This window comes from Tolypothrix sp. VBCCA 56010 (genome assembly GCF_050875635.1).
Taxonomy (GTDB): domain Bacteria; phylum Cyanobacteriota; class Cyanobacteriia; order Cyanobacteriales; family Nostocaceae; genus Hassallia.
Genome location: NZ_JBPAOH010000044.1, coordinates 24710 through 48998, shown reverse-complemented (window position 1 = coordinate 48998; position 24289 = coordinate 24710). Strand labels below are relative to the sequence as shown.

Annotated in this window: 23 protein-coding genes and 1 pseudogene; 14 read left to right on the top strand and 10 right to left on the bottom strand. The window is 39.0% G+C overall.

The genetic code is table 11. The features are described from left to right. Positions 1–247 precede the first annotated feature (247 nt). The 3 genes from AABK37_RS17010 to AABK37_RS17000 form a co-directional block, all read right to left on the bottom strand. Complete coding sequence (locus tag AABK37_RS17010; RefSeq protein ID WP_432552738.1) at positions 248–1594, bottom strand: GTP-binding protein; 1347 nt, start codon at positions 1592–1594, stop codon at positions 248–250. A gap of 225 nt (positions 1595–1819) precedes the next feature. Next, positions 1820–2146, bottom strand: a complete 327-nt coding sequence (locus AABK37_RS17005; protein ID WP_432552737.1) for a hypothetical protein — start codon at positions 2144–2146, stop codon at positions 1820–1822. Between the two features lie 243 nt (positions 2147–2389). After that, entirely contained in the window at positions 2390–3385 is a 996-nt protein-coding gene (locus AABK37_RS17000) for a metal ABC transporter substrate-binding protein (RefSeq protein ID WP_432552736.1), read from the bottom strand. A 143-nt stretch (positions 3386–3528) separates the two neighbouring features. On the opposite strand from AABK37_RS17000, the gene AABK37_RS16995 reads away from it, so the two are divergent. Next, positions 3529–4296 (top strand): metal ABC transporter ATP-binding protein, encoded by a 768-nt coding sequence (locus AABK37_RS16995; RefSeq protein WP_432552735.1) that lies wholly within the window; start codon positions 3529–3531, stop codon positions 4294–4296. Here AABK37_RS16995 and AABK37_RS16990 read toward each other — a convergent pair. After that, positions 4249–4500, bottom strand: coding sequence for a hypothetical protein (locus AABK37_RS16990; protein WP_432552734.1), 252 nt, complete (start codon positions 4498–4500; stop codon positions 4249–4251). The two genes, AABK37_RS16995 and AABK37_RS16990, sit on opposite strands and share 48 nt — an antisense overlap. Here AABK37_RS16990 and AABK37_RS16985 point away from each other — a divergent pair. Next, complete coding sequence (locus AABK37_RS16985) at positions 4478–4612, top strand: hypothetical protein (RefSeq protein ID WP_432552733.1); 135 nt, start codon at positions 4478–4480, stop codon at positions 4610–4612. The two genes, AABK37_RS16990 and AABK37_RS16985, sit on opposite strands and share 23 nt — an antisense overlap. A gap of 11 nt (positions 4613–4623) precedes the next feature. After that, positions 4624–5550, top strand: coding sequence for a metal ABC transporter permease (locus AABK37_RS16980; protein ID WP_432552732.1), 927 nt, complete (start codon positions 4624–4626; stop codon positions 5548–5550). 30 nt (positions 5551–5580) lie between these two features. Here the strand turns inward: AABK37_RS16980 and AABK37_RS16975 are convergent. Together AABK37_RS16975 and AABK37_RS16970 are read right to left on the bottom strand one after the other, a co-directional pair. Continuing rightward, positions 5581–5811: pseudogene (locus AABK37_RS16975) on the bottom strand (IS1 family transposase); the annotation flags it as partial. A 62-nt stretch (positions 5812–5873) separates the two neighbouring features. Then, the gene (locus AABK37_RS16970; RefSeq protein ID WP_432552731.1) at positions 5874–7043 is read right to left on the bottom strand and encodes a hypothetical protein; all 1170 of its coding nucleotides are present in this window, start codon (positions 7041–7043) and stop codon (positions 5874–5876) included. Between the two features lie 1051 nt (positions 7044–8094). Here AABK37_RS16970 and AABK37_RS16965 point away from each other — a divergent pair. Together AABK37_RS16965 and AABK37_RS16960 are read left to right on the top strand one after the other, a co-directional pair. Then, positions 8095–8697 (top strand): hypothetical protein, encoded by a 603-nt coding sequence (locus AABK37_RS16965; RefSeq protein ID WP_432552730.1) that lies wholly within the window; start codon positions 8095–8097, stop codon positions 8695–8697. Between the two features lie 138 nt (positions 8698–8835). Then, on the top strand, positions 8836–10581 hold the full coding sequence (locus AABK37_RS16960; protein WP_432552729.1) for a hypothetical protein: 1746 nt from the start codon (positions 8836–8838) through the stop codon (positions 10579–10581). A 137-nt stretch (positions 10582–10718) separates the two neighbouring features. On the opposite strand, the gene ccmS is transcribed toward AABK37_RS16960, so the two are convergent. Then, positions 10719–11147, bottom strand: coding sequence for a beta-carboxysome assembly chaperone CcmS (gene ccmS / locus AABK37_RS16955; protein ID WP_432552728.1), 429 nt, complete (start codon positions 11145–11147; stop codon positions 10719–10721). Between the two features lie 227 nt (positions 11148–11374). Continuing rightward, positions 11375–13156 carry an ABC transporter ATP-binding protein gene (locus AABK37_RS16950; protein ID WP_432552740.1) on the bottom strand — a complete coding sequence of 594 codons (1782 nt, stop codon included), beginning with the start codon at positions 13154–13156 and terminating at the stop codon, positions 11375–11377. 195 nt (positions 13157–13351) lie between these two features. Here AABK37_RS16950 and AABK37_RS16945 point away from each other — a divergent pair, with 195 nt between their 5' ends. From AABK37_RS16945 to AABK37_RS16935, 3 genes are all read left to right on the top strand, one after another. Next, entirely contained in the window at positions 13352–14200 is an 849-nt protein-coding gene (locus AABK37_RS16945; protein WP_432552727.1) for a prohibitin family protein, read from the top strand. Between the two features lie 88 nt (positions 14201–14288). Next, complete coding sequence (locus AABK37_RS16940; RefSeq protein WP_039754364.1) at positions 14289–14705, top strand: DUF1824 family protein; 417 nt, start codon at positions 14289–14291, stop codon at positions 14703–14705. A 333-nt stretch (positions 14706–15038) separates the two neighbouring features. Next, entirely contained in the window at positions 15039–16943 is a 1905-nt protein-coding gene (locus AABK37_RS16935; protein WP_432552726.1) for an ABC-F family ATP-binding cassette domain-containing protein, read from the top strand. Positions 16944–16976: 33 nt separating this feature from the next. On the opposite strand, the gene AABK37_RS16930 is transcribed toward AABK37_RS16935, so the two are convergent. Next, positions 16977–17156 carry a hypothetical protein gene (locus AABK37_RS16930; protein WP_432552725.1) on the bottom strand — a complete coding sequence of 60 codons (180 nt, stop codon included), beginning with the start codon at positions 17154–17156 and terminating at the stop codon, positions 16977–16979. A 21-nt stretch (positions 17157–17177) separates the two neighbouring features. Here AABK37_RS16930 and AABK37_RS16925 point away from each other — a divergent pair, with 21 nt between their 5' ends. From AABK37_RS16925 to AABK37_RS16915, 3 genes are all read left to right on the top strand, one after another. Then, entirely contained in the window at positions 17178–17804 is a 627-nt protein-coding gene (locus AABK37_RS16925; protein ID WP_432552724.1) for a Uma2 family endonuclease, read from the top strand. A 152-nt stretch (positions 17805–17956) separates the two neighbouring features. Continuing rightward, positions 17957–18349, top strand: a complete 393-nt coding sequence (locus AABK37_RS16920) for a hypothetical protein (protein WP_432552723.1) — start codon at positions 17957–17959, stop codon at positions 18347–18349. A 274-nt stretch (positions 18350–18623) separates the two neighbouring features. Further along, positions 18624–20531, top strand: a complete 1908-nt coding sequence (locus AABK37_RS16915) for a GUN4 domain-containing protein (protein ID WP_432552722.1) — start codon at positions 18624–18626, stop codon at positions 20529–20531. A gap of 484 nt (positions 20532–21015) precedes the next feature. Here the strand turns inward: AABK37_RS16915 and AABK37_RS16910 are convergent, their stop codons facing one another. After that, on the bottom strand, positions 21016–21489 hold the full coding sequence (locus tag AABK37_RS16910; RefSeq protein WP_432552721.1) for a hypothetical protein: 474 nt from the start codon (positions 21487–21489) through the stop codon (positions 21016–21018). Between the two features lie 199 nt (positions 21490–21688). On the opposite strand from AABK37_RS16910, the gene AABK37_RS16905 reads away from it, so the two are divergent. The 3 genes from AABK37_RS16905 (at position 21689) to AABK37_RS16895 (ending at position 24171) form a co-directional block, all read left to right on the top strand. After that, entirely contained in the window at positions 21689–22171 is a 483-nt protein-coding gene (locus tag AABK37_RS16905; protein WP_432552720.1) for a pentapeptide repeat-containing protein, read from the top strand. A gap of 167 nt (positions 22172–22338) precedes the next feature. Then, entirely contained in the window at positions 22339–23508 is a 1170-nt protein-coding gene (gene purT, locus AABK37_RS16900) for a formate-dependent phosphoribosylglycinamide formyltransferase (protein ID WP_432552719.1), read from the top strand. A 72-nt stretch (positions 23509–23580) separates the two neighbouring features. After that, positions 23581–24171, top strand: a complete 591-nt coding sequence (locus tag AABK37_RS16895) for a Uma2 family endonuclease (protein ID WP_432552718.1) — start codon at positions 23581–23583, stop codon at positions 24169–24171. Positions 24172–24289 lie beyond the last annotated feature (118 nt).

Here is a 24289-nt window from a genome sequence, read left to right as displayed (position 1 = left end):
GGGGGGAGGGGGGAGGGGGACAGGGGGGGAAAGAAATATCCTTTACACTTTTGCTCGTTGTAGATGCTAGCAAAAAGCTTTATCTCAAAGTGGTTCTGTTGACAAGTTATTGTAAGATGTTGAAAAAGTTTAACAAACTTGAGATAAATTGACAAAATCTAATTGGGCATTGGGCAATGGGCAATGGGCATTGGGAATTGGATTCGGGAGAGATTCTTTTCATGCCCTATGCCCGATGCCCCATGCCCTATGCCCGATGCCCTAATTCTTGCCGCAAGCGGTACAAAATTGTATTTTGGTCAACTTGGGACAAAATTTCTTGAATGACGGTGCTAGCGCCTAGTTGACCCCATGTGCAGCCTTTTTTCAGGTACTCTTGTGCGGCTTTACCGATCGCGTAGGCGCCATAACCGGCGATACCTGCTTGAGCGATCGCACTTCCGGCGAAGGCTGTTATATTGGTGGGATTTTCACCACTGGCTAAGGCGGTGGCACTTTTGCCTAAGCCTAAAAGCAAGCTGCTTCCTAATTCTCCCAAAAGTAAACCGCCAGAACTAAATAAAATTGTCTTAAGAAGTGAACCTGCTTCGTAACCGGTCATCGGTAAGCCGTATAATCTTGCTAAGGAGCGAATTAACGCTAAGTCGGCAACGCTTCCGCCGACGATGTCTAAAAAGGCGATGGGATTTAAGCCGACTGCTAAAGCTTTGTATTTGGTAAACTGCCAAATCAGGTCTTCTGCTTGTTGTTCGCGTAAGTCGATGGTTTTTTGAGCGATCGCTGTTTCTGCATCTCTTGCCTGAATCAGTGCATTTAAGGCGAGAAGCGATCGCCCTTCACGATTGAGAATATTTAAAATTGTCTGTTTGAGTTCCTCTACTTGAATTGGTGGTGTCTCCCATTCATAAGTTACACGTCCATCAGTCCACTCAACCCGCACTTCCATTAGCGCAGGTTCCGCTGCTACCATAACAATTTCATCTGGTAATAGTGGCTTTTGTTGGGGATGTCCTGCACCGAGTTGTTGCAAATTTTTATAAATAGCGGTTCTATCTGTATCTGGATACAAGTCTATTTTGTTAAATACAAGAATTAGGGGTTTTTGCGATCGCCGCAATTCTAGCAACGCTTGATACTCAGTCTGGGTAATATCACCCGAAACGACAAACAAGATTAAATCAGCTTGCTGCGCTATGTCTCGCGCCATTTGTCCTCTTACTTCCCCTTGAATTTCATCTAATCCGGGGGTATCAATTAATTCTACCTGCACTTTTCCGCCAGGAGTCCACCGCAGGGAACGAGGATACTGAGTTACGCCGTTAAGGGGACCTGTTTGGAGAATTTTTTGTCCCACTAAGGCGTTTAAAACTGCTGACTTTCCACGACTGACTAAACCGAAAGCGGCAATTCTAATTACGTTAGAGTCAAGCTTATTGAGAGTATTCGTCAATGTCTCTAATTCTGGTTTCACAAAAGATGCTAATTCCAGGTTTGATTGCGGTTGTCCGGGTTTGCGAAGATATCCATACCAAGACAGCACTTGTCTGAGACTAGCACGAGCGCGATTTAAATGAGTTTCTTGGAGATTAGGCACGTTCTTGCCTTTGTTATAACAAGCTACATATCTATTTTGATTCAATTACATAACAAAACTCAGCAATGCCTAAAGACGCTACTGAGTTATTAATTATTTAATTATCCACAATCTGTGGTTAATTACACGTTTGAATTATGCCACGTCTAATAAGTTAGATAAAATTACGCTTTTCTGAAGCGAGTTTAATTATCAGCCAGAAATAAAAATTCCTGGCTTAGATATCTATCGCCAAGTCCGGTTTCCGTCTTCGTCAGTTCTTGCTTGACGAATGACATCGGAAATTTCTTCCGCATCTTTTACGTGGTGAAGTGCTTTTTGTTCACCATCTGGTTCATCGACAACAAAATAAGTCGGTACTGTGATATGCTCGCCTGTAATGTCTGGTGAATCTACAGCAATTTGTTGAGCTTTTTCTTCAACTGATTTTGACTCATCAACCACATCTCCGGGATTGAGTGTGGCGTTCTTTTCTTTAGGTGTCGGTTCTTCTCTGGATTCTATAGTTGGGCTTACTGGTTGCTTAATTTCATTTTCTGATTGATTAGCCATAATCTTTAATTTTCCAGAATTCGTCTACTAACATTACTTTATAGAATCAAAGCCGTGAAGAGTTCCTTCTCAAGAAAGACTTTGAGCATACGACTAAATGATGAATTTCTTAGGTTATATCAATTCTATATGAGGTTGCGCTTAATAAACCCTCACCCTAGAAGGGTGGGGCTATACATACAAAGCCCACCTACGTGGGCTAATTAGACGTATCTTCATAGAGAAATGGTATTAGTGCTGATGTTACTTTTGAGGTTGAAATGGTGTATACTTACCGCCTAGAGCCTCAACAATGGTGCGGGTATTCGCTTCCATCATTTTGATGTAGGAATCGCCTTCGCTTCCAGGGGCACCAATTGAATCAGAATAAAGTTGACGCGGTGCTAGTTTGACGTTGGCTTCTTGGGCAACTGTGGTAATTAAAGCTGGATTAATCGTTGTTTCGGCAAAAATTGCGGGAACGCCAATCTTTTTAACTGATTCTACCAAACGTTGTACTGTTTGAGCGCTGGGTTGTTCTTCGGTGCTGATGCCAATTAATGTACCGGCGATCGCTATTCCATAACCGCGTCCATAATATTGAAATGCATCATGGGTTGTTATTAATTTGCGTTTCTCCGGTGGGATAGTTGCAATCTCTTGTTTTATCCAGCTATCCAACTGTTGTAATTCTTTACTTAGTTGCGTTGCGTTTTGGGTAAATTTCTCTTTATCTTCTGGCGATAACTCTATTAAAGCATCCCGAATCGCGTTTACCATCGCCCGCGCATTCTCTGCGTTACCCCAAACATGCGGATCTGGTACTATTTCACCTTTGCCTTTATCTAACTGCAAAGGCTTGACAACTTCCCCCACCGCAACCTGACGCGCTTTTCCTCCAGTAGCTTTCATGATTTTAATCAGTCCCGGTTCTAAGTTGTAGCCGTTATACAAAATCAAGTTAGCTTCTTCTAAAAATCTACTATCTTCTGGTCTTGGTTCATATACGTGCGGATCTGTACCGGGTTTGAGAATTCCCGTTAGCTTGATTTCATCTTTGCCAACATCTTGCGCTAAGTCAGCAATGATGGTACTTGTTGCGACTACCAACGGTTTGCCATCTGCCTTTGGGGTGTTACGGTTATTTGGTTGAGTACAACTAAATAAGAAAAGGCAAAAGGTAAAAGTAATGATTGTTTTTAGCTTTTGAGCTTTTGTCTGCCTAGAGGTGCGAACTTCTGTCTGGGGTATTATTTCCATTTATATCTGATATTACTTCCTATTATAGATGTTTTCATATTTGTCTCATATTTATATTAAGCTCAAGGAAAGCAATATTTAACTTCGTTATGAAAACTGTCTCGTACCCGAAATTTGATTTATCCAAAAGGAACCCAGGCAAGATGCCTTTAGAAGTTGTCACAAGTGAGGCAAATTCCGCTGAAGCGATTAACATTGCTCATTTAGGGGTACACTACCGCACGCAAGAAGCTTTGAGAGACGTTAATTGTATTATTAAGTCAGGGAGACTAACAGGAATTTTTGGTCCCAACGGTGCCGGTAAAAGTACGCTGATGAAAGCGATGTTGGGATTGGTTCCCGCTAGCCGTGGTACAGTGTTGTATCACGGTAAACCTTTGATGCAGCAACTTGATAAAGTTGCTTATGTACCGCAGCGATCGCAAATTGACTGGACTTACCCCGCTACCGTTTGGGATGTGGTGATGATGGGAAGGGTAAAAAAAACAGGTTGGTTTCGTAACTTCTCAACAGTTAGCCGTCAGGTAGCGAAAAGTGCTTTAGAAAGAGTGGGAATGAGCGAATATAGCGATCGCCCAATTGGACAACTTTCTGGAGGACAACAGCAACGAGTATTTTTAGCCCGTGCTTTAACCCAAGAAGCGGAAATTTTCTGCTTTGATGAACCGCTTGTAGGGATAGATCAGAAAACTCAGTCAGTAGTTTTTCAAGTCTTTGGTGAACTCGCTGCCGCTGGTAAAATCGTCTTGGTTGTCAACCACGACTTAGGCGAATCAATCACCCACTTTGACGATTTGATTTTGTTAAATCGCGACTTAATCGCCACAGGAAGCCGCCAACAAGTACTAACTGAAGACAATTTGTCAAGTGCCTATGGTGGGAAAGTTATTTACTTTTCTGATGCAGCGTGAATTGGGAATGGGTAATGGGCATTGGGCATGGGGCATGGGGCATGGGGCATGGGGCATGGGGCATGGGGCATGGGGCATTGGGCATTGGGCATTGGGCATGGGGCATGGGGCATTGGGCATTGGGCATTGGGCATGGGGCATTGGGCATGGGGCATGGGGCATGGGGCATGGGGCATTGGGCATGGGGCATGGGGCATGGGGCATTGGGCATGGGGCATTGGGTGGGGGAACCCCACCCCTACTTGTCCCCCCATCTCCCCATCTCCCCCCCTCTCCCCCTCCCCCACTCCCCCTCTCCTCGCGTAACGGTTCATAATATAAATAATTATGCTTGAATCATTAATTGAGCCGTTGCAATATGGCTTTATGCAGCGATCGCTTGTAATTGCGATTTTAGTTGGTTTGTTGTGTGCGATTGTTGGCAGCTATTTGATGGTGCAGCGATTAGCTTTGCTGGGTGATGCTATCAGTCACTCGGTTTTGCCTGGATTGGCGATCGCCTTTTTGCTGGGTGGAAATATTTTTATCGGTGCATTTATTGCGGGTGTCATCAGTACAATGGCGATCGCTTGGATTAAAACGCGATCGCCTATCAAAGAAGACGCAGCAATGGGGATAGTTTTTTCAGCGTTTTTTGCCCTTGGTGTGACGCTAATTACTATCATTCAAAAAGATAATAAAATTGACCTCAACCACTTTCTTTTTGGTAACATTCTCAGTGTGACAGTTGACGAAGTTAGAGACACATCAATTATCGCTGCGATCGTGTTGCTAGTCGTCTTTTTATTATACAAAGAACTGTTATTTTATACCTTTGACCCTTTAGGCGCTCAAGCTGCGGGATTGCCAGTAAATCGGCTGAATTTTGGATTAATGCTGCTGATTGCTTTAACAATTGTTGCCAGTATGAAAGCTGTAGGTGTGATTTTAGTTTTATCACTTTTAATAACACCAGGAGCAACTGCTTATCTATTAGTTAAACGCTTGCATAAAGTAATGATTTTGGGGGCAATAATTGGCGTAATTTCTAGTATTAGCGGTATGTATCTAAGCTACTTTTATAATTTGCCATCTGGTCCGGCGATTGTTTTGGTAGTATCAGGATTGTTTTTCTTGACTTTTTTATTCAGTCCCCAACACGGTGTTTTTACTTATCGTCAAGGAAATTTATCTCGCGTAAAAATAAGCCAGCGCCGTGGGGGGGTGGAGGAGTTTGAGGCGATGAAAGCGCAAATACGCGAAGAAGAACAATAAAAAGAATGGGTAGTAGTGCATAGTAATGATTTAACTTTGTAAACTAGCGTTATACTGATGAACGAAATACCAGACTGCCCCAATGTGGTTGTTGAGTGATTTTGAGAACGACAATGTTTTACGTACTAAACGTGAAATTCGTTGGCGTAAAGTATTGTTGAATCGTTCAATATAACTTGTTTTACCACTGTCCTTACCGACTGCACTTCGGGCGTTTACTTGGTAAGACTTGTACGCATACGCCTCCCAAAAGTCTGTGTAGATGCATTTTCAGTATTTATATATCTTAACATACCTGACTTTTTTGACACCTACCTACTTACTTAAGAAGCACCTTTCTTAATGATTTCTACGATTATTTTAGAGAAAGCTACAATGATTGGAATAAATAAAGGAATAATTATAGTCACTAACCATACTTTGATGGTATTCATATCGAAAGGCCATACTGGGTAACTATTAATCATAGATTTATAGGATGAATCTAGTTTTGAGATAATGTTCATTTCTTTTTGAATAGTTTTTACTAATTGAAAAATTTCATTTGGATTTTTTGTATTAAGTAATTCAGAAACCATATAGTTATTTATGTTCTCATAATACTCATTTAGTTTTTGTGCAAAAGGCTCTAGAAATTTGTTTTTTGATTTTTCCATTTCTTTATGAACAGTATATAATGTCCACATAAAGCAAGTAGAAGAAAACAAAATTAAAATTGGTATTATTGAAAGCATATACACAAATCTCTCAAGAAGTATCTCTTTTTTGTAAAAATAATAAATAGACAAAAAAGCCATAAACCATATTAAACCTAGCAAGTATGTGGCTGTTATCATATATTCACTTATTATTTTCAAACCACCACATTTATCAGGATGCCAAGGGTTTATCTTTATTTCTTTTGACTGAACAAATTTTCTTATTCCTCTAAGATTAATAACTAAAATAACTGCCTCCATAATTATGACATACATTATTATCGTTGCAATGATTGTGGAACTTATTCTTGGAATAAATTTCGTACCTGTCCACCCTAATAAATCATCCCTTGAACCATAAAATAATATTCCATAAACTATGCTTATGAATATAGGTATAAATCTAGATAGTGGATGCTTATATAATCTTAATAAATCATTCACTTCTCTATAATATTGATTTTCTATCATGTTGTTCCTGTAAAGGAAACTAGATAATCTTTCTAAAACATTATCAGTTGATAACCAATAATAGAAACCCACGACAATAGGGTTGTAACTTAAAATCCACATCCAGGCATTCCAATCTTTTAATAAACCTTTTTTTCCATCCGATAAGAAAAATGATTTACTTAAAGTAGCAGCCATTATGTATATTAAGGCCATGAGAATTGCTGATATAATGCTAATTTTAAATGGATTTATATCAATTTTATGTAAAAGTTTTACAAACAAAAAATTTGCTATAGGATCTGAAGTATAGATTTTTTTATTTATTATGTTTTTTTCAGTCATGAAATTACTCCTTAAAATTAAGACTAGGACAGTGAAGTTACTACTATTGAGCTATTTTGTGTAGGGAGTTTTTCTAGGTTAATCTCTTTTTATTTACTTGATCTTGAAAGAGAGTCGGAAAATCCTTAATCCAATCAGAAAGAACATCCAGAGTCATAACGTAGTGCTATCTACAGTATAAAGTTTAGCCTTTTTTATAAATTAGTTAGTGTTCGGTAAGATGAACAATAACAACTACACACGAATTTATGGCAATTTCAGGAAAAATTTTCAGCTTTATTCCATTGTTTTTGCTTTAAAATGGCTATTTTTTGTAAATTTTCAGCCTAGTATTTATTATTACTTAGAAGACGTGGTGTTGTTAATAAGCCTTAGTTATCAAGCTATTTGCCCGTAGAGTAGCAAAATGATTATGGGTTTCATTTTATCTTGAAACTGGCTAAAAGTTCAGTAATTTCTCTAACAAATTTTTTTCAAAATCTCAATATAAGTATTGTCTTTATGGATTGTGCCTATATTTATTACTATAGAGATTAGACTTTTCCAAGACTTTATGATAGATAAAAACCAAAAACTGGATGAACTAATTAGTCTCAAAACTGATGATCGAGCGCAGAAAATCCATGACAAAGCGGCTTTCGGTAACTTGCGTGGCGGACCAGATACGCCCCAAATGGGACACCTTGTAAACTTTTGTAAACACTAAGTCTAGAACCCTTGTAAATAAAGGATTATATATATGCATTAATGCCTTTACAGTTAATAAGTTAATCAAAAAGTAAGTTCTGCAACCCAGGCATTAGATAAAATAATTGCCCAACAAGGATAAAAATGTAGTGCAACCGCGCAGCTTTCGTGTGCGGTTAAGGCGTAGGCGAATATGAGAGTTACATAACTTTACAACGTGTCCCATCTTACACGTATAATGAAAGCAAGATGTTTTATACTTATAGACTGTAGGGTGTGTTGTGCAAGAGCGCAACGCAGCAAGGACTGTACTTGGTGCGTTAGCTAAAAGCATAACGTACCCTACAATTTAAGTTTATTAACTATGCCCTACAGTCAATTTACTATCGGCAAAGTAAAGCAAGATTTTCAATTAACTACTGTAGAGGGAGTTCGTTTTTTTCCAGATTCGATTGAATCGGTTACTCCAAGTTCGAGACTGCAAGCTATTTTAGAGGATTTACCGTGGGCTTTAGCCGTAGATACAGAGAAAGCGCGTTCAGAGGTGATTATCAATCCTGTATTGCTGGAAGTACGACGTATTTTCAATCAACAAATCAGCGTGTTTTCAGGGGAAGAGTTTAACGTTGATGCAAGTATTGGACTCAACGGTGTATGTGACTTTATTGTTTGCCGTTCACCGGAACAATTAACAATAGAAGCACCTGCTATTGTTATTGTTGAGGCGAAAAAATCAGATATAAAATCTGGACTGGGACAATGCATTGCAGAAATGGTAGCTGCACAGCGATTTAATGAAAAAAGAGGGCAACCCTTAACAGCAGTTTACGGTACTGTCAGCAGTGGAACGCAATGGCGATTTCTCAAATTAGAGGGACAAACAGTAACAATTGATTTAATGGATTATTCGCTTCCTCCTATCGAGCAAATTCTCAGTTTTTTGGTGTGGATGGCGAAAATGGGTTAATTTTTGTTGAGAAATATTACCCGGTTAAATAACAATCCTCAAAAATAAAATTGCGTGCAGACTTGACAAAAAGCCAATTTATGTATAAAGATGAATTGAAGTACCTTTCGTCCCACATATTGAAGTGGGTAGGAGGCAATGCATGATTGGCAGTATTTCTTTAACCACGTTGACAATAGTTTAAATGAAGGCGTTTACCGCATCTTTGAGCCAGAATGGAAAGCAGAGATTCTCTACTGGTTCAGTCGAGAGGATGTAGGGAAAAAGCAAAAAGAAGAGTTTATCCAGGCTTTAATAGATTTTGATGATGGGTGCGGCGATTTTTATCGATATCGCGCTTATTTTCTGGCTTGTGAGGCTTTAGCTAAGTTCCCAGATTGTAGTTTGGGCGATCGCATTGTCGAACAGTTGCTGAAATTAAGTTATGCCTATTTCAGACAGGATAAACGAGATTGGCAAATACTTCCGCAACCTTTGGTGAAGACAGCAAGAAAAACGCTGGAATTAACCGATAAAAAACGGGTAGTTGCGGCTTTTGTTCAGTTAGTTCATACTACTGAAAGTCGTACAATTATGCGACTTGCAGCAGAGAAATTAGAACAATTAGATCCGGGTAATAAAAGCGCGATACTCCGAAGGAGTGGCTTCGCCAACGCTGCAAAGTTTTTCTTAAAGTCATCTGCTGAAGATATACCCACAACTCAAGAGGAAATAGTTTCTGTTGATGAAAATGCGCTCGCTGCTATCATCAATACCATAGAGACGACACTCTCTAAGGAGATTTGCTATGATGCGATCGCATCTTTGGGGAAAATAGCTTATGGCAATCAAGCTGCTATTACTGCCCTTGAAAAGTTCTTGCAGATAAACCAAGGTGATAGAATTTGTTTGGAGGCAGCAACTACACTGTGGAAAATTGATTTAGGTAATCTTGCTGCGCTCAATGCTTTAGTGTATATCCTCGAAACTACTGGAAATGCACATTTATTAGATTGTGCTGCTGCATATTTGCTGGAAATTGATTCGGGTAACAAAGCTGCAATTGTAGCTTTATTAAAAGTAATTGAAAATTCTTCAGATCAATCTCTTTGTCGGGTAGCTGCTTTCAACTTGGGAAAATTTGAACCTGGTAACAAAGTAGCGATTAGCACTTTATCCCAGATGCTGGAAACTTCTCAGCGTCAAACTAGTAAGGATGAATGGGAGCAATTCTATGCAGCCAAAAGCTTAATAAAAATCGATCCAGACAATGCGAAAGCGATCGCCACTTTCTGCCAGATGCTGGAAACCTCTGAACGTCACTGGATGCGTTTGCAAGCAGCCGAATATCTAGTGCAAATAGAAGACTATCGTCAACAAGCGATTAAAGCGCTGTGGGAAGCGATCGCATTACAAGATGAGTATGAATGTCGTAATGCGATCGCTATTTTTGCGAAAATTGACCCCAGTTATCAACTTGCAATCAATGCAGAAATTCAACTTATCAAAACCACACAGAATATATCAATTCTAATTGATGCAGTTCAAAATTTAGAAGAATTTGATTTAGGCAACAAACTCGTGAAAGATAAGCTAAACGAGGTCATCTCTATTTTTATTCGGCTGATTCAAATTTTTCAGGAACCTGATGAGAATAAAGACGACTTTTACCCCAAAGCCATCAGTAAACTATCTTATGAATCCTGTCTTTTAGATATAGCTGATAGCTTGACGAAAATCCTAGAAAGCGAACATTTGCCGCAAGTCGTCATTGCGCTCAAAGAATATCTCAGCGAAAAGTTCTACAAAAACAGTTCTTATCGCTATGAAGCTGTGTTTGACATTATCTGGCATTGTGCAGAAAATATGACTTATCCAGAGTTCTACAAAGCTTGGCATAGCTAATAAGAAACATCCTCATAAAGCCCACACCCTAGAAGGGTGCGGCTATACGAACGAAGGCTGCCTACGCAGCCTCAATTAGCCCACGAAGGTGGGCTTTGTTCGTGTAGCCCCAGACTTCCAGTCTGAGGGCTAATTATTCAACCCGAAAACTCCTCACTCATGCGCTGTTCTAAAAGCTCTAATAAAGTATCTACATCCTTACCAATTTGCTCAAAACAATTCGCTGGTGCAGGTTCGGGTGCAAACTGAATTAACTTAACTTCACCGCTACCAATAGCAATCATGACAACTTCAACTTCCGGTTGATAATGCTCAATAATTCCTAATAGTTCCTGAAGCCTATTTTCCACTCTTTCATTTAGTTTCTCTACCGATTCTTTGGGACAATAAACAAAATGCGGCTTCGGTTGCAAATCAATGCCGATAGTACCCTGAGTGTCACTATTTTCTAACCATAATGCCCAAGATAACGCCGCCAATTCTAGCTGATTTGCTTTGACAAATTTATCCAACTGGCGACGCCACTTGGTATTTCCTGATTCTGACTGGGTACTACCAAACATCATAATAATTTTAGATTTTGGATTTTGGATTTTGGATTGTAAACACTTTCATAGGACTTACGCAAAATACCTCTCAAACTCTTATTCCTTCTCTTCGAGACGCCAAGGGCGAACGTGTCCTTCGTGTCTTCTCCTTCGGAGACGCTTCTCTTCGAGAGGCTTCGCCAACGCGAACGTGGTTCGTTACTCCGTGAAGGAGTGCGTAAGTCCTATTTCACTCGATCGCATTTCTACTTTAAACCAGATTGTACACGCCAGAGACTTTCATAAATGCCATTTTTCTCTAGCAGTTGTTCATGGGTTCCGGATTCTACTAATTTCCCATGTTCCATGACATAAATGCAATCGGCATTGCGAATGGTGGAAAGTCGATGAGCGATCGCTATTGTTGTTCGATTGACTGTAATTCGTTTGAGCGATCGCGCAATTGCGGCTTCTGTTTCATTATCCACCGCTGAGGTAGCTTCGTCTAAAATCAAAATCGGTGGATTCTTCAAAATTGCGCGAGCGATCGCTATTCGTTGTCTTTGTCCACCAGAAAGCTTTTGTCCGCGTTCTCCCACAATTGTCTCATAACCTTGGGGCAATCGCGCAATAAATTCGTGAGCTTCGGCAATTTTCGCTGCCGTGATTATTTCTTTTTCTGAAGCATCAAAGCTGCCATAACCAATATTTTCTGCTACAGTACCATGAAACAGAAATACATCTTGACTTACCAAGCCAATGCAGCGGCGTAAGTCTCGCAAATTCAAGTCTTGTAACTCTATACCATCAACGGTGATGTTTCCGGAGCGCACTTCGTAAAACCGTAACAAAAGTTTGACTAAAGTGCTTTTCCCAGAACCAGTAGAACCAACAATTGCAATTGTTTTTCCTGCGGGAATATGTAATGATAAATTCTCAATTATCGGTTGCCTATCTTGATAAGCAAAACTGACATTTTTAAATTCTACATCGCCGCGTACCGTCTCAACAGGTAAAGGCACATTTCCTGGATGAATGGTGATTTGTGTTGCCAATAAATCCATGATGCGATTAGTAGAAGCCATTGCTCGTTGATATAAATCAAAGGTATCTCCCAATCGAGTTAGGGGCCATAATAAAAGTTGAACTAAAAACACTAAAACGCTGTAAGTTCCAACAGACATTCTGCCAGCGACAGCTTCCATACCGCCGAATATCAGCAATACTGTGAAAGCTGTTAAAATCAGCATCCGAATCAATGGTATAAAGGCAGCAGAGAGAGCGATCGCTTTTGTATTACTTTGGCGGTAAGCTTGACTATCTTGCCTTAAACGTGCCTTTTCATAATCTTCAGCCGTAAAACTTTTAATCGTAGTAATACCGCTGATATTATTAGATAACCTTCCATTGAGTAAGCCTACCTTTTCTCGCACATCAGCATAGCGCGGTGCCAGCAATTTTTGGAAAGCAACCGAACCAAAAACGATAAATGGCATCGGTAATATTGCCATCCACGCCACACTAGGAGCTAGAATAAAGAAAGCACCACCAATAACTACAATAGTTGTCATAACTTGGATAATGTCATTTGCTCCCACATCCAAAAAGCGCTCTAATTGGTTAACATCATCACTGAGGATAGACATTAAACCACCAGTACTGCGTTCTTCAAAAAAAGCCAATTCCAACTCTTGCAAATGGCTGTAAGCATCCAAACGTAAATTATGCTGAATACTCTGCGCCAAATTGCGCCATAACAAGTTGTAGAAGTATTGAAAAACCGATTCTAAAATCCAAGTTACAGCAGTCAGGAACGCCAAAATCAAAAATTGCCCAAACGTATCTTTTACTCCCAGTTGTGCAATAATAGAATCTTGCTTTTTGACGACCACATCCAAAGCAATACCAATTAAAGCTGGTGGTGCTAAATCGAAAACTTTATTGAGAATAGAACAAACACTAGCTAACCAAATTTGTTGACGATATTCATGTCCATAATCAAGCAAGCGTTGCAGAGGATGTACTGAATTTCCATCCCTTTTTAACATCCGACGATATTTTAATACAGTAGACACAGCCGTTTCCAGTTAAGTGACCATTGATATTAGCACGTTACAAAGGTTTGAGTCTTGACTCTTAGGTAGAGTTATGAAAATGGAAGACTTTCTGTAACTGATGATACTCTTGAGCTAGCAGAAGGTAGTATTTTACTTATTTCTCGGTATGAAGGAAGGAGAAAAAATTTGAAAAATCAGCAATTGGGGAATTGGCAAACGACAGTAGCCGGATTTTTAGCGGCAATAATTGTTATTATTAGCTTGAATGCTTTTATCATTATTAACCCAGGACAAGCAGGTGTAATCAGTATCTTGGGTAAAGCCAGAGATGGTGCTTTAGGAGAAGGTATTCACCTGAAACCGCCTTTTATCTCAGTAATAGATGTGTATGATTTGACAGTGCAAAAATTTGAAGTGCCGGCAGAAAGTTCTACTAAGGATTTACAAAATTTAACTGCGAGATTTGCGATCAATTTTCGGCTCGATCCGATACAGGTAGTAGAAGTAAGAAGAAAACAAGGAACTTTAGAGAATATCGTTTCAAAAATCATTGCTCCTCAAACACAAGAAGCCTTTAAAATAGCCGCTGCAAAAAGAACAGTAGAAGAAGCAATTACCAAAAGAACTGAGTTGAAAGAAGACTTTGATAATGCGTTAAGCGATCGCCTAGAGAAATATGGAATAATAGTATTAGATACAAGTGTAATTGACTTAACCTTTTCGCCAGAATTTGCCAGAGCAGTTGAAGAAAAACAAATCGCGGAACAACGAGCGCAAAGAGCGGTCTACATAGCACGCGAAGCCGAACAAGAAGCGCAAGCAGAAGTTAATCGTGCCAAAGGCAAAGCCGAAGCTCAAAGACTCTTAGCAGAGACTCTCAAAGCTCAAGGAGGGCAATTGGTTCTACAAAAAGAAGCTATTGAAGCTTGGAAAACCGGTGGAGCTCAAATGCCCAAAGTCCTAGTTATGAGTGGAGATTCTCAGAGCAGCGTACCTTTTCTCTTCAATATGGGCAATCTTCAAAATGAATCCTGATGTAAGGTAATGACCATCTAAAATTTACACAGGAGCGATCGTCAACTAAAATACAACCATAAACACCAAGGACATAATAAACATATTTATGTCAACACCCAATCACACGAATCTCACTGTCTCAGAAGCGAAAAAAATCCTGAATAAATTCAACTGTCTGGATATCGCACCTGTTGTCAAGCCATCAGAAAAAGTTTTAATCCGTCAGGCGTTACTTTTGTTAACCAGCCTTTCTGATTATCAAATTTTAGGAATTTGCGCTGATACAGAAGAAGAAGGAATGCTTGCCACGAGAACTTATTCCCAAGCTTTGGGTTATGAAGTACCGAGTAATTTACCCCCAATTGAAGGTCCAGTTTACGTCAAATTAAACGGCAAAAACGGCTTGTGTTATCTCGATTCCTACGCAGGACATCATCGAGGCGTATTGGTGTCTTGCCAATCTTACAATGAAAAGGGAATCAACGAAATGTATGGACATTTGCCCTTGGATTTATTTGTATAAACTTCATCAAAAGTAGGGTGGGCAATGCTCATCCTACTCACTAATAGCTTTCGTACAGACGTTCCACCGGAACGTCTCTACCGCTTTTTTTAACTCTTAACAACTAACTACTATCCAATAACTCTTACTCCCTTCCCGCTACAAAATTACCTATCTTCTTTTTCTTCCTCCTTCGTGTCCTTCGCGTCTTCGCGGTTCGTTAAATAGGTATTCTTCAAGCAAGAAGGGAGTAACTTTTAACTCCGCTCCTCTTAACAACTAACTACTATCCAATAACTCCTACTCCGCTCCTCTTAACAACTAACTACTCTCCAATAACTCCTAACCAATTACATGAGTATTATTACATTACAATCAATCAATAAAGATTTTGGTATCAAAGAAATTTTAAAAGATGCCAGCTTTAGTATCGATGCTACTGATAAAGTAGGCTTAATTGGCACTAACGGTTCTGGCAAATCAACATTATTAAAAATAATTGCCGGACTAGAACCGCTTGATAGCGGTCAAATTTTAGTTAATAATTCTAAAATTATCTATCTTCCGCAGCAACCAGATTTAGACGAAAGTCGCACAGTTTTAGAGCAAGTTTTTGCTGATAGCGGCGAACAAATGGCTTTAGTGCGCGAGTATGAAGAACTTTCTGATAAAATAGCTCACAATTGCGAAGATAATCAGTTAATGTCGCGTTTGTCTGCGGTCATGCAAAAGATGGAAGCGACTGGTGCTTGGGAGTTAGAAACTAACGCCAAAATCATCCTGACAAAGTTAGGAATTTCCGACTTTAACGCCATTATCGGCACATTATCTGGAGGCTATCGCAAGCGCATTGCTTTAGCAACAGCTTTGCTTTCAGAACCGGATGTTTTACTCATGGATGAGCCAACAAACCATTTAGATGCTCTTTCTGTGGAATGGTTGCAAAGTTACTTGAATCGCTATCGCGGCGCACTTTTATTAATAACTCACGATCGCTACTTTTTAGATCGCGTTACCAATCGTATCATAGAAATTGACCGAGGCGACATTTACACATACGCAGGTAACTACTCATATTATCTAGAAAAGAAAGCTTTAGCGGAAGAATCTGCTGTTAGCAGTCAACGCAAACATCAAGGGGTATTGCGACGCGAATTAGAATGGTTAAAAAAAGGACCCAAAGCCAGAAGTACAAAGCAAAAAGCGAGAATTGATCGCGTCCACGCAATGCAAGAAGCTGAATTTAAACAAGTTCAGGGTAAAGTTGATATTTCTACAGTTGGTCGTCGCATCGGCAAAAAAGTTATTGAACTAAATAACATATCCAAAGCATACAACGGACGCACTTTAATTAAAGATTTTACCTACAATTTTAGTCCAGAAGACCGCATCGGCATTATTGGTGGTAACGGTGCAGGTAAATCTACTTTAATGGATATTATCACCAAACGCATTCAGCCAGATTCGGGGAGTGTAGAAATTGGTTCTACAATTCACATCGGCTATTTTGACCAACATTCGGAAGAATTACTCACAGCATTAAACGAAAATCAGCGGGTAATTGACTATATCAAAGAAGAAGGCGAATTTGTCAAAATTTATGATGGAACACAAATTACAGCTTCGCAAATGTTAGAGCGGTTTTTGTTTCCCGGAAATCAGCAATATGCACCAATTCATAAACTTTCCGGTGGTGAAAAACGACGTTTATTTTTATTGCGTGTTCTCATGAGCGCACCTAACGTGTTGATTCTCGATGAACCGACAAACGATTTAGATGTGCAAACATTAGCAGTGCTAGAAGAATATTTAGAAGATTTTTCTGGGTGTGTAATTGTAGTTTCTCACGATCGCTACTTTTTAGACAGAACAATTGACAAAATTTTCGCTTTAGAAGATAACGGTAATTTACGTGAATATCCCGGTAACTACTCAATTTATCTCGACTACAAAAAAGCCGAAGAAACCGCACTACAACAAATCGCTCCTGCTAAAGAAAAGTCGAAAATAGATGCTGAACCGAAAAATACAGAAAATAAAAAGCGTCGAATATCAACTTGGGAAAAGCGAGAATTTGAGCAATTGGAAGGGAAAATTGCTAAGTTAGAAGACGAGAAAGCACAACTAGAAAAAGCCTTGACAAACGTTGCACCAGGTAATTATACTCAAGTGCAAAAATTGTACGATCAAGTGGAAGAACTCAAGCAAGCGATCGATGTAGCGACCGAACGTTGGATGGAATTAGCAGAGATGGAATAAAATAATTAAATTCGACCGACAAAGAAGGCTACACTACCTATTACTTGAATTAAGCGTGAGCGAAGTAGGGAAGGCTAAACGACCATAAGCATGGGTTCTATAAGTAATTGCACCCGATGCATAACCACCCTGATAGCCTGTAGCACCATAAGCCTGTGCTAATTGGGTAATATCTGCGACCACAGGTGATAGACGGTTGATTAATGATGACACACTAAAACAAAAGTAAAAATCATGACACAATCACTACAAAAACTATATACGTTTGATGAGTTTTTAAAGTTTTTAGAAACACAACCGGAAAACACTCGTTACGAATTACACGATGGAGATATCGTTAAAATGCCGCAACCACTTGGAATACATGAAAAAATAATTATGTTTTTAGCAAGGATGCTACTTTTAAAATCCATTGAACTCAAAAGTGTTTATGAAATAAGCAGCAAAAACGTACTAGTTAAGCCGGAAAACAAACAATCAGGTTACTATCCAGACATTTTGTTACTAAACCTTCCTAACTTAGAAAACGAACCGCTATGGGAAAAAGAATCGACTGTTAGTCAAGCCGCATCAGTTCCTTTAGCCATTGAGGTGGTTAGTACTAATTGGAGAGATGATTACCATAAAAAATTAGCTGACTACGAAGAAATGGGAATACCTGAATATTGGATTGTAGACTATGCTCCTTTTGGTAGCAAGATGTTAATAGGCGAATCCAAACAACCAATCATCACAATTTATACTTTAAATGATGATGGGGAATATCAGAGTAAACAATTTAGGGAACAGAACCGTATAGAGTCACCAACATTTCCAGATTTAAATCTAACTGCCGAACAAATTTTTTCAACAAGGTATTGACAAATCAAAATTAATTGCATTAAAAGCGATTTAGTATACTGATTTAAACTTATCAATACAACTATCGCTGGTGTTTTGAGGATGTTTGCGGATATCGGCTAATAATTCTTCTCGTTTCACATTTATGGTTAAAGTCGAATTTAATAAGCAAAATGAGCTTTGACTTTCTCAAAATGCCTTTTGACTTTCTCATTTCGGTGTTTTCCGCAAGCAAAAAGCCTTTTGACTTACTCAAAATGCCTTTTGACTTACTCATTTTGGTGTTTTCCGCAAGCAAAAAGCCTTTTGACTTACTCAAAATGCCTTTTGACTTACTCATTTTGGTGTTTTCCGCAAGCAAAAAGCCTTTTGACTTACTCATTTTGGTGTTTTCCGCAAGCAAAATCAACTTTTACTTTCTCAAACCCCAGTTTGCTTTCTCATTTTCCTTGATTCACGCAGTCATCACAACTATCGTTAATGCGATCGCTTGCCATGCATTTAAAAACACTTGGATGCAGTTCCACAACACCCCTCTCCTTAACAAGGAGAAAGAAAGGGGGTGAGGTTTTATGTATCTCACTCAACCGAGAATCGCTATAGTTGAGGGATTTTGGCGTTAGTATAAATAAAATCGACAAGCGATCGCGCGGGAATTGACTATCTTTATTCTGACCGGAATTGTATAATTTGAAAGTGTAGCTTATCAGTGCGTAGATACAGACATCTTAATCAGACAGTGGTGTAAGCAAACCCCATTTTATCAAGCCAGTGTCTAGGCAGAGGCTCAAAGAAAGATTTTAAGCCTAGCATTATTATGTAATAAAACCCTTCCCTGCCATGAGCGATGAAATTCCAGTCAAAAAAATCTTAATGTTGTCAGCCAATCCCAAAGGTACGAAACAACTGCGTTTAAATGAGGAAATTCGTGAAATTAAGGAAGGGTTACAACTAGCGAGACAACGCGACAGATTTAAAATAGAGTCGGCAGAAGCAGTGCGCGACTTAGATATTCACCGCTCTATTCTGAATTACGAACCCCAGATTATACATTTTTCCGGACATGGTGCAGGGGAAGAGGGCTTAATATTTGAAGATAACACCGGACAACAAAAGCTAGTGGATGCAGCAGCATTAGCTGGACTGTTTGACTTGTTCGCAGATCAGGTAGAGTGTGTATTACTTAATGCTTGCTATTCCGAGATTCAAGCTAAAGCGATCGCCCAACATATTGATTATGTTATCGGCATGAGTCAGGAAATTGGCGATAAAGCTGCCATTAAATTTGCTGTTGGTTTTTACGATGCTCTGGGGGCTGGAAAAACCGTTGAATTTGCATATAAACTTGGTTGTAGAGTCATCCGCATGGCAGGGATTCAAGAGCATTTGACACCTCAACTGTTGAGAAAAGAAGATTTGCATGGGGAAAGTATAAATACCACACCCGTACTCACTTCACCCCCACCCGATGCTCGCAAAGCAACCGTTGTTTCTCCTCCAACCACACTAGAAGAAACTACTATTACCAAGTATCGTCAGAAAGTTGAAGAATTTGCTTCTGATGGCGTGATTGATGATGACATTGAATCCCACATATTAAATGATTTACAGAAAAAGCTAGGATTAACGGATGAACAAGCCCGTGAAGTCCAAGAAGAAGTATTAGAACCTTATAAGATTTACAAGCAACAATTTACCAAGAAAGTAGCTGAACAAGGATACCCACTGGGGGAAAAAGCTGAAGCTGAATTAAAGAAGTTGCAAAACTACTACGGAATTAAAGACGAGTACATAAATTCACTGAAACAAGAAGGGGAACAACAAGAAGCCAAAAAACTACGACAACAACAAGAAACCAAAAAACTACGACAACAACAAGAAGCTCAAAAGCTTCAACGACAACGAGAACAACAAGAAGCCGAAAAACTACGGCAAGAATATGAAAATAAACTAGGGCGTTATGAACAGGAATTATTAAAAGCAGTTAAAGCTCAATACCCACTGGATGAATATCTTCGCAATGAAATTAAAAATTTCCAGCAGTTTTTAGGACTCAGCGATGAAGATGTAGCACAGATTGAAAAACCAATTCTGGACAACAAAGAAGTAGAATACCAAGAAAAACTCCGACTACAAGAAGCCGAGAAGCGACGACAACAGGAACAACAAGAAGCCCAAAGACTGCAACAACAGAAACAGAAGACTGATGACCTGCCCTCTGAAAAGGGAATAGACTACACCAAACTGCGCGACTTGCTAGCAGAAGGCAAGTGGAAACATGCAGATCAGGAAACTCTAGCTGTCATGCTCAAAGTCACTGGCAGACGAGAACAAGGCTATTTAAATTCCCAATCCATCGAAAACTTTCCTTGCACAGACTTACGCACCATTGACCAACTTTGGGTAAAATACAGTAATGGGCGATTTGGGTTTAGTGTGCAAAAGCGCATTTGGGAAAGTGTGGGAAAGGACTACGAAAAGTTTGGCGATCGCGTCGGCTGGCGTCAGATGAGAACTAGGCAAGTTGACAAATGGTTTGGATTGAAACAAGAAACCCAACATGTGTACGAATGGCTAGACTACGATCAATTAACCTACGACACCAGTGCCCCCTCAGGACACCTTCCAGCCACCTCGGTCGCCACTTCACACTTGATTAATATTCTCCATATAACGAAAAATACGTATGTAAAAGCATGGTACACACATTCTTTTCTCGCGTCGAGACTTGTAAACTGTAACATATAACGCTTACACGAAATTGTAAAGATTCACAAACAAGTCATTACCCACGAAGTATTGCGGGTTCTAGGTTTCCGTTACCTGGCACTGGGCATGACAAAAAGCATCTTGTTATGTTTGTAGTATGATGCTGGCAATTTGCGGGTTATAACAATTAGCACTCAATAACTTGCACGCTACATTTTCTATTTCTTCGTTAGTCGCTTCCCATTCATCCCAAAGCAGTCTCCTAAGTCCTGGAGACGATTTCTTCGCCTTTTTTTTGGGAGCATCCCAAATTTGTAAGTTATATCAAACCCAGGTTATAAATTGTCATTGCGAGCGCAACGTAGTGGAGTGAAGCAATCGCAAGATATGGGATTGCTTCACTACGCTGTCGCTTCGTTCGCAATGACAAACATGTTCTTGCAAAATTGAGATGCTCCCTTTTTTTTGCCTTCAACCCTGCTAATGATATCATCCAATTATCCAATAACAACTAACAACTTATCTACGGCTCATACCGTACAATCACTTGACGCGATAATATAGAATTTGCACAATTAACATTACCCGTCAAACTTTTACAAGCATCTCCAACCTCAGAAAGACCGATGATAATGCGAACATGCAAACCGTAATCAGTAGGATAAACCTCATACAAAAACGGTTTGTCAGTTTCCGCAGTTAAAGCAGCTGCTAAAACTGGTGTTGTACAAATTATCGCTTTTTTATCTGGTGGAATATAAAAATCTATAAAAAAATCGCGATCGCTTGTTTTATTTGTCCAACCACTACCCACCGGATATGTAGACCAGGATATACATTTAAAATCCAGTCCTTTTTCATACTCAAAACCCCTTTCTACAGCAATTTTATGAATCAAACGAGGATTATCTATTTGTTTTTCTTCTAATTGTTTCAGCAACTTATCAACATTTATAATTCTCGCTCTGACAATATCAGCCAATAAACAAGTAAACAAACCTAAAAAAATCGCCGTCAACGTTATTATTAAACAATGCTTCTTTATTTTGTAGTTAATAAACATGTTTTTCATATTTTCTCGATCAGCTTGTAAATACTAAACAAATCATACTTGCATTTTTCCGGAAAATCTTACCACATCTCTAAATTAAACTTCTTTCTTTGCGCCTCTGCGCCTTTGCGTGAGAAAATATTCTATGCTACAATCGACAACCCAAAACCTCCGATTCCAAGCCATCCACTTTTTAGAACAAAGTCCCGAACAACGGTTGCAAATTCTCCAACAACTTGGTATAGCTCGTTATGACTTTTTAACTAAAATGCGCTTAAACGAAGTAAACATAAATTGTCTCATACGCTTTTTCCAAAATCCCAATAATCTCAAATTTCCTAACTTAATCGAAGCCGATTTGTCTAACTTAATTTTAGATGAAGTAAACTTTATTCGGGGCAATTTATCAAAAGCAAATCTCAAAAACAGCAGTTTAATAAATGCAGATTTACTATTTGCTAATTTTACTAATGCAGATTTAAGAAAGGCAGATTTGCAAGGAGCAACTCTGAATGAAACTATATGGTTAAATGCTCTTGTAGATGAGTGTCGATTTGGTGAGGGTATTGGTTTAACAAAAAGTCAACGTAAAGATTTACAACTTCGCGGTGCTAGGTTTGATTATTAGGAAGATGATAATTAGAATAACGAACCGCCAAGTACGCCAAGTACGCCAAGAATAATAGGACTTACGCAGAAACCCTCTGCAACTCTTATTCCTTTGTGTCCTTCGTGTCTTCGTGGTTCGTTTTTCCGTTACCTGTGCGTAAGTCCTAAATAAATAGAACTATATTAATGATTAATTATATGAAGTTGCCAAAAAAGTTGATGCTGCTGGGTTCGGGAGAATTAGGGAAAGAGTTTGTAATTGCTGCTCAACGTTTGGGGAATTATGTAATTGCGGTTGATCGCTATGCTAATGCTCCAGCTATGCAAGTTGCGGATTGTTATGAAGTTATTTCTATGCTGAGTGCAGATGATTTGGAGGCTATAGTTAGCAAACATCAGCCTGATTTTATCATACCAGAAATTGAAGCGATTAGAACGGAAAAGTTACAGGAGTTTGAATTAAGAGGAATTACGGTTATCCCGACTGCGGCAGCTACTAATTATACGATGAATCGTGACAGAATTAGGGAGTTAGCACATAAGCAATTGGGGATTAGAACTGCTAAATATGATTATGCGGAAACGTTGGAAGAGTTGATTGCTGTTAGTGATGAAATTCAATTTCCTAATGTTGTCAAACCTGTGATGTCATCATCAGGAAAAGGTCAATCTGTAGTGCAGAATTCAAGTGAGGTTGAGAAAGCTTGGGATTATGCGATCGCTAATTCTAGAGGTGACAGTCAAAAGGTAATTGTCGAAGAATTTATCAACTTTGAAATTGAGATAACTTTATTGACAATTAAGCAGTGGGATGCACCGACTCTTTTCTGTTCTCCTATCGGTCATCGTCAAGAAAGAGGAGATTATCAAGAATCTTGGCAACCTGCTATAATTTCGGAAAAAATGATAGCGGATGCTGAAGAAATTGCCAAAAAAGTTACCGATGCTTTAGGAGGTGCGGGAATCTTTGGAGTTGAGTTTTTCATTACCAAAGATGAAGTTATTTTTTCGGAACTTTCTCCCAGACCTCATGATACAGGTATGGTGACGTTAATATCGCAAAATTTGAATGAATTTGAATTGCATTTAAGAGCTATTTTAAATTTGCCCATTCCCAATATAGAACAGTTGGGAGCATCAGCCAGTGCGGTAATTTTAGCTTCGCTTTCTTCAGATAATATCGCTTTTACAGGTGTTGCTGATGCCTTGTCAGAAAAAGATGTTGATATTAAACTATTTGGTAAACCTAATGCTCATCCATATAGAAGAATGGGAGTAGCGTTAGCTAAAGGTGTTGATATTCAAGAAGCACGGGAAAAAGCAACGAGAGCAGCGAGTAAAATAAAGATTGTTTAAACCTCGTCTACCTTGATAACAGTAGTTTTCTGCCCAGAAAATATTAGCAGCACAAGAATAGGTGGTATATTTATGCAGTTAGAAACACAAAAACGTCATTACACACCTGAAGAATATTTAGAACTGGAAGAAAAGGCAGAATATAAAAGCGAATACCGTGATGGAGAAATTGTTCCGATGACAGGTGGCACTACAAATCATAATAAAATTGCAGGCAACTTTTTTGCTTACCTAAAGTTTGCTTTAAAAGGTAAGAATTATGATGTTTATATCGGTGATGTGCGTTTATGGATACCGAAGTATCGGCAATATACCTATCCAGATGTGATGGTAATTCAAGGACAACCTGTTTATACGGGAACAAGTACAACAACTGTAATGAATCCCTCACTAATTGCGGAAGTTTTATCTAAATCAACTCAAAATTATGACCAAGGTAATAAATTTCTTTACTATCGTTCTATCCCTGAATTTAAAGAATATATTTTAATTGACCAATATCAATATCATGTGATGCATTATGTAAAAACTGCTGATGGTAAATGGATTTTTGATGAAATTGAAGGTGAATCTGCAACTTTATCATTTGAAACAATTGATTTTCAAATTGCATTGACCGACCTTTACGAGCAAGTAAATTTTGCGGAAAGTGACGAAGATTAATATTTTTTAAATTATTTAGTGTTATTACTTACATTGCAGTAAAAATTCATACTAATAATCTGGATAACGTAATTTCATTTTTACAAATCTAACGCAAGGCTGATGTAAACAATTTGCG

Bases quoted from the DNA above. Each gene is read 5' to 3' on its own strand.
- AABK37_RS17005 (WP_432552737.1), bottom strand. From the start codon at position 2,146: ATGGCTAATCAATCAGAAAATGAAATTAAGCAACCAGTAAGCCCAACT.
- AABK37_RS17000 (WP_432552736.1), bottom strand. From the start codon at position 3,385: ATGGAAATAATACCCCAGACAGAAGTTCGCACCTCTAGGCAGACAAAA.
- AABK37_RS16995 (WP_432552735.1), top strand. From the start codon at position 3,529: ATGCCTTTAGAAGTTGTCACAAGTGAGGCAAATTCCGCTGAAGCGATT.
- AABK37_RS16985 (WP_432552733.1), top strand. From the start codon at position 4,478: ATGGGGCATGGGGCATGGGGCATTGGGCATGGGGCATTGGGTGGGGGA.
- AABK37_RS16990 (WP_432552734.1), bottom strand. From the start codon at position 4,500: ATGCCCCATGCCCCATGCCCCATGCCCAATGCCCCATGCCCCATGCCC.
- AABK37_RS16980 (WP_432552732.1), top strand. From the start codon at position 4,624: ATGCTTGAATCATTAATTGAGCCGTTGCAATATGGCTTTATGCAGCGA.
- AABK37_RS16970 (WP_432552731.1), bottom strand. From the start codon at position 7,043: ATGACTGAAAAAAACATAATAAATAAAAAAATCTATACTTCAGATCCT.
- AABK37_RS16965 (WP_432552730.1), top strand. From the start codon at position 8,095: ATGCCCTACAGTCAATTTACTATCGGCAAAGTAAAGCAAGATTTTCAA.
- AABK37_RS16960 (WP_432552729.1), top strand. From the start codon at position 8,836: ATGCATGATTGGCAGTATTTCTTTAACCACGTTGACAATAGTTTAAAT.
- ccmS (WP_432552728.1), bottom strand. From the start codon at position 11,147: ATGATGTTTGGTAGTACCCAGTCAGAATCAGGAAATACCAAGTGGCGT.
- AABK37_RS16950 (WP_432552740.1), bottom strand. From the start codon at position 13,156: ATGTTAAAAAGGGATGGAAATTCAGTACATCCTCTGCAACGCTTGCTT.
- AABK37_RS16940 (WP_039754364.1), top strand. From the start codon at position 14,289: ATGTCAACACCCAATCACACGAATCTCACTGTCTCAGAAGCGAAAAAA.
- AABK37_RS16935 (WP_432552726.1), top strand. From the start codon at position 15,039: ATGAGTATTATTACATTACAATCAATCAATAAAGATTTTGGTATCAAA.
- AABK37_RS16925 (WP_432552724.1), top strand. From the start codon at position 17,178: ATGACACAATCACTACAAAAACTATATACGTTTGATGAGTTTTTAAAG.
- AABK37_RS16920 (WP_432552723.1), top strand. From the start codon at position 17,957: ATGAGCTTTGACTTTCTCAAAATGCCTTTTGACTTTCTCATTTCGGTG.
- AABK37_RS16915 (WP_432552722.1), top strand. From the start codon at position 18,624: ATGAGCGATGAAATTCCAGTCAAAAAAATCTTAATGTTGTCAGCCAAT.
- AABK37_RS16905 (WP_432552720.1), top strand. From the start codon at position 21,689: ATGCTACAATCGACAACCCAAAACCTCCGATTCCAAGCCATCCACTTT.
- purT (WP_432552719.1), top strand. From the start codon at position 22,339: ATGATTAATTATATGAAGTTGCCAAAAAAGTTGATGCTGCTGGGTTCG.
- AABK37_RS16895 (WP_432552718.1), top strand. From the start codon at position 23,581: ATGCAGTTAGAAACACAAAAACGTCATTACACACCTGAAGAATATTTA.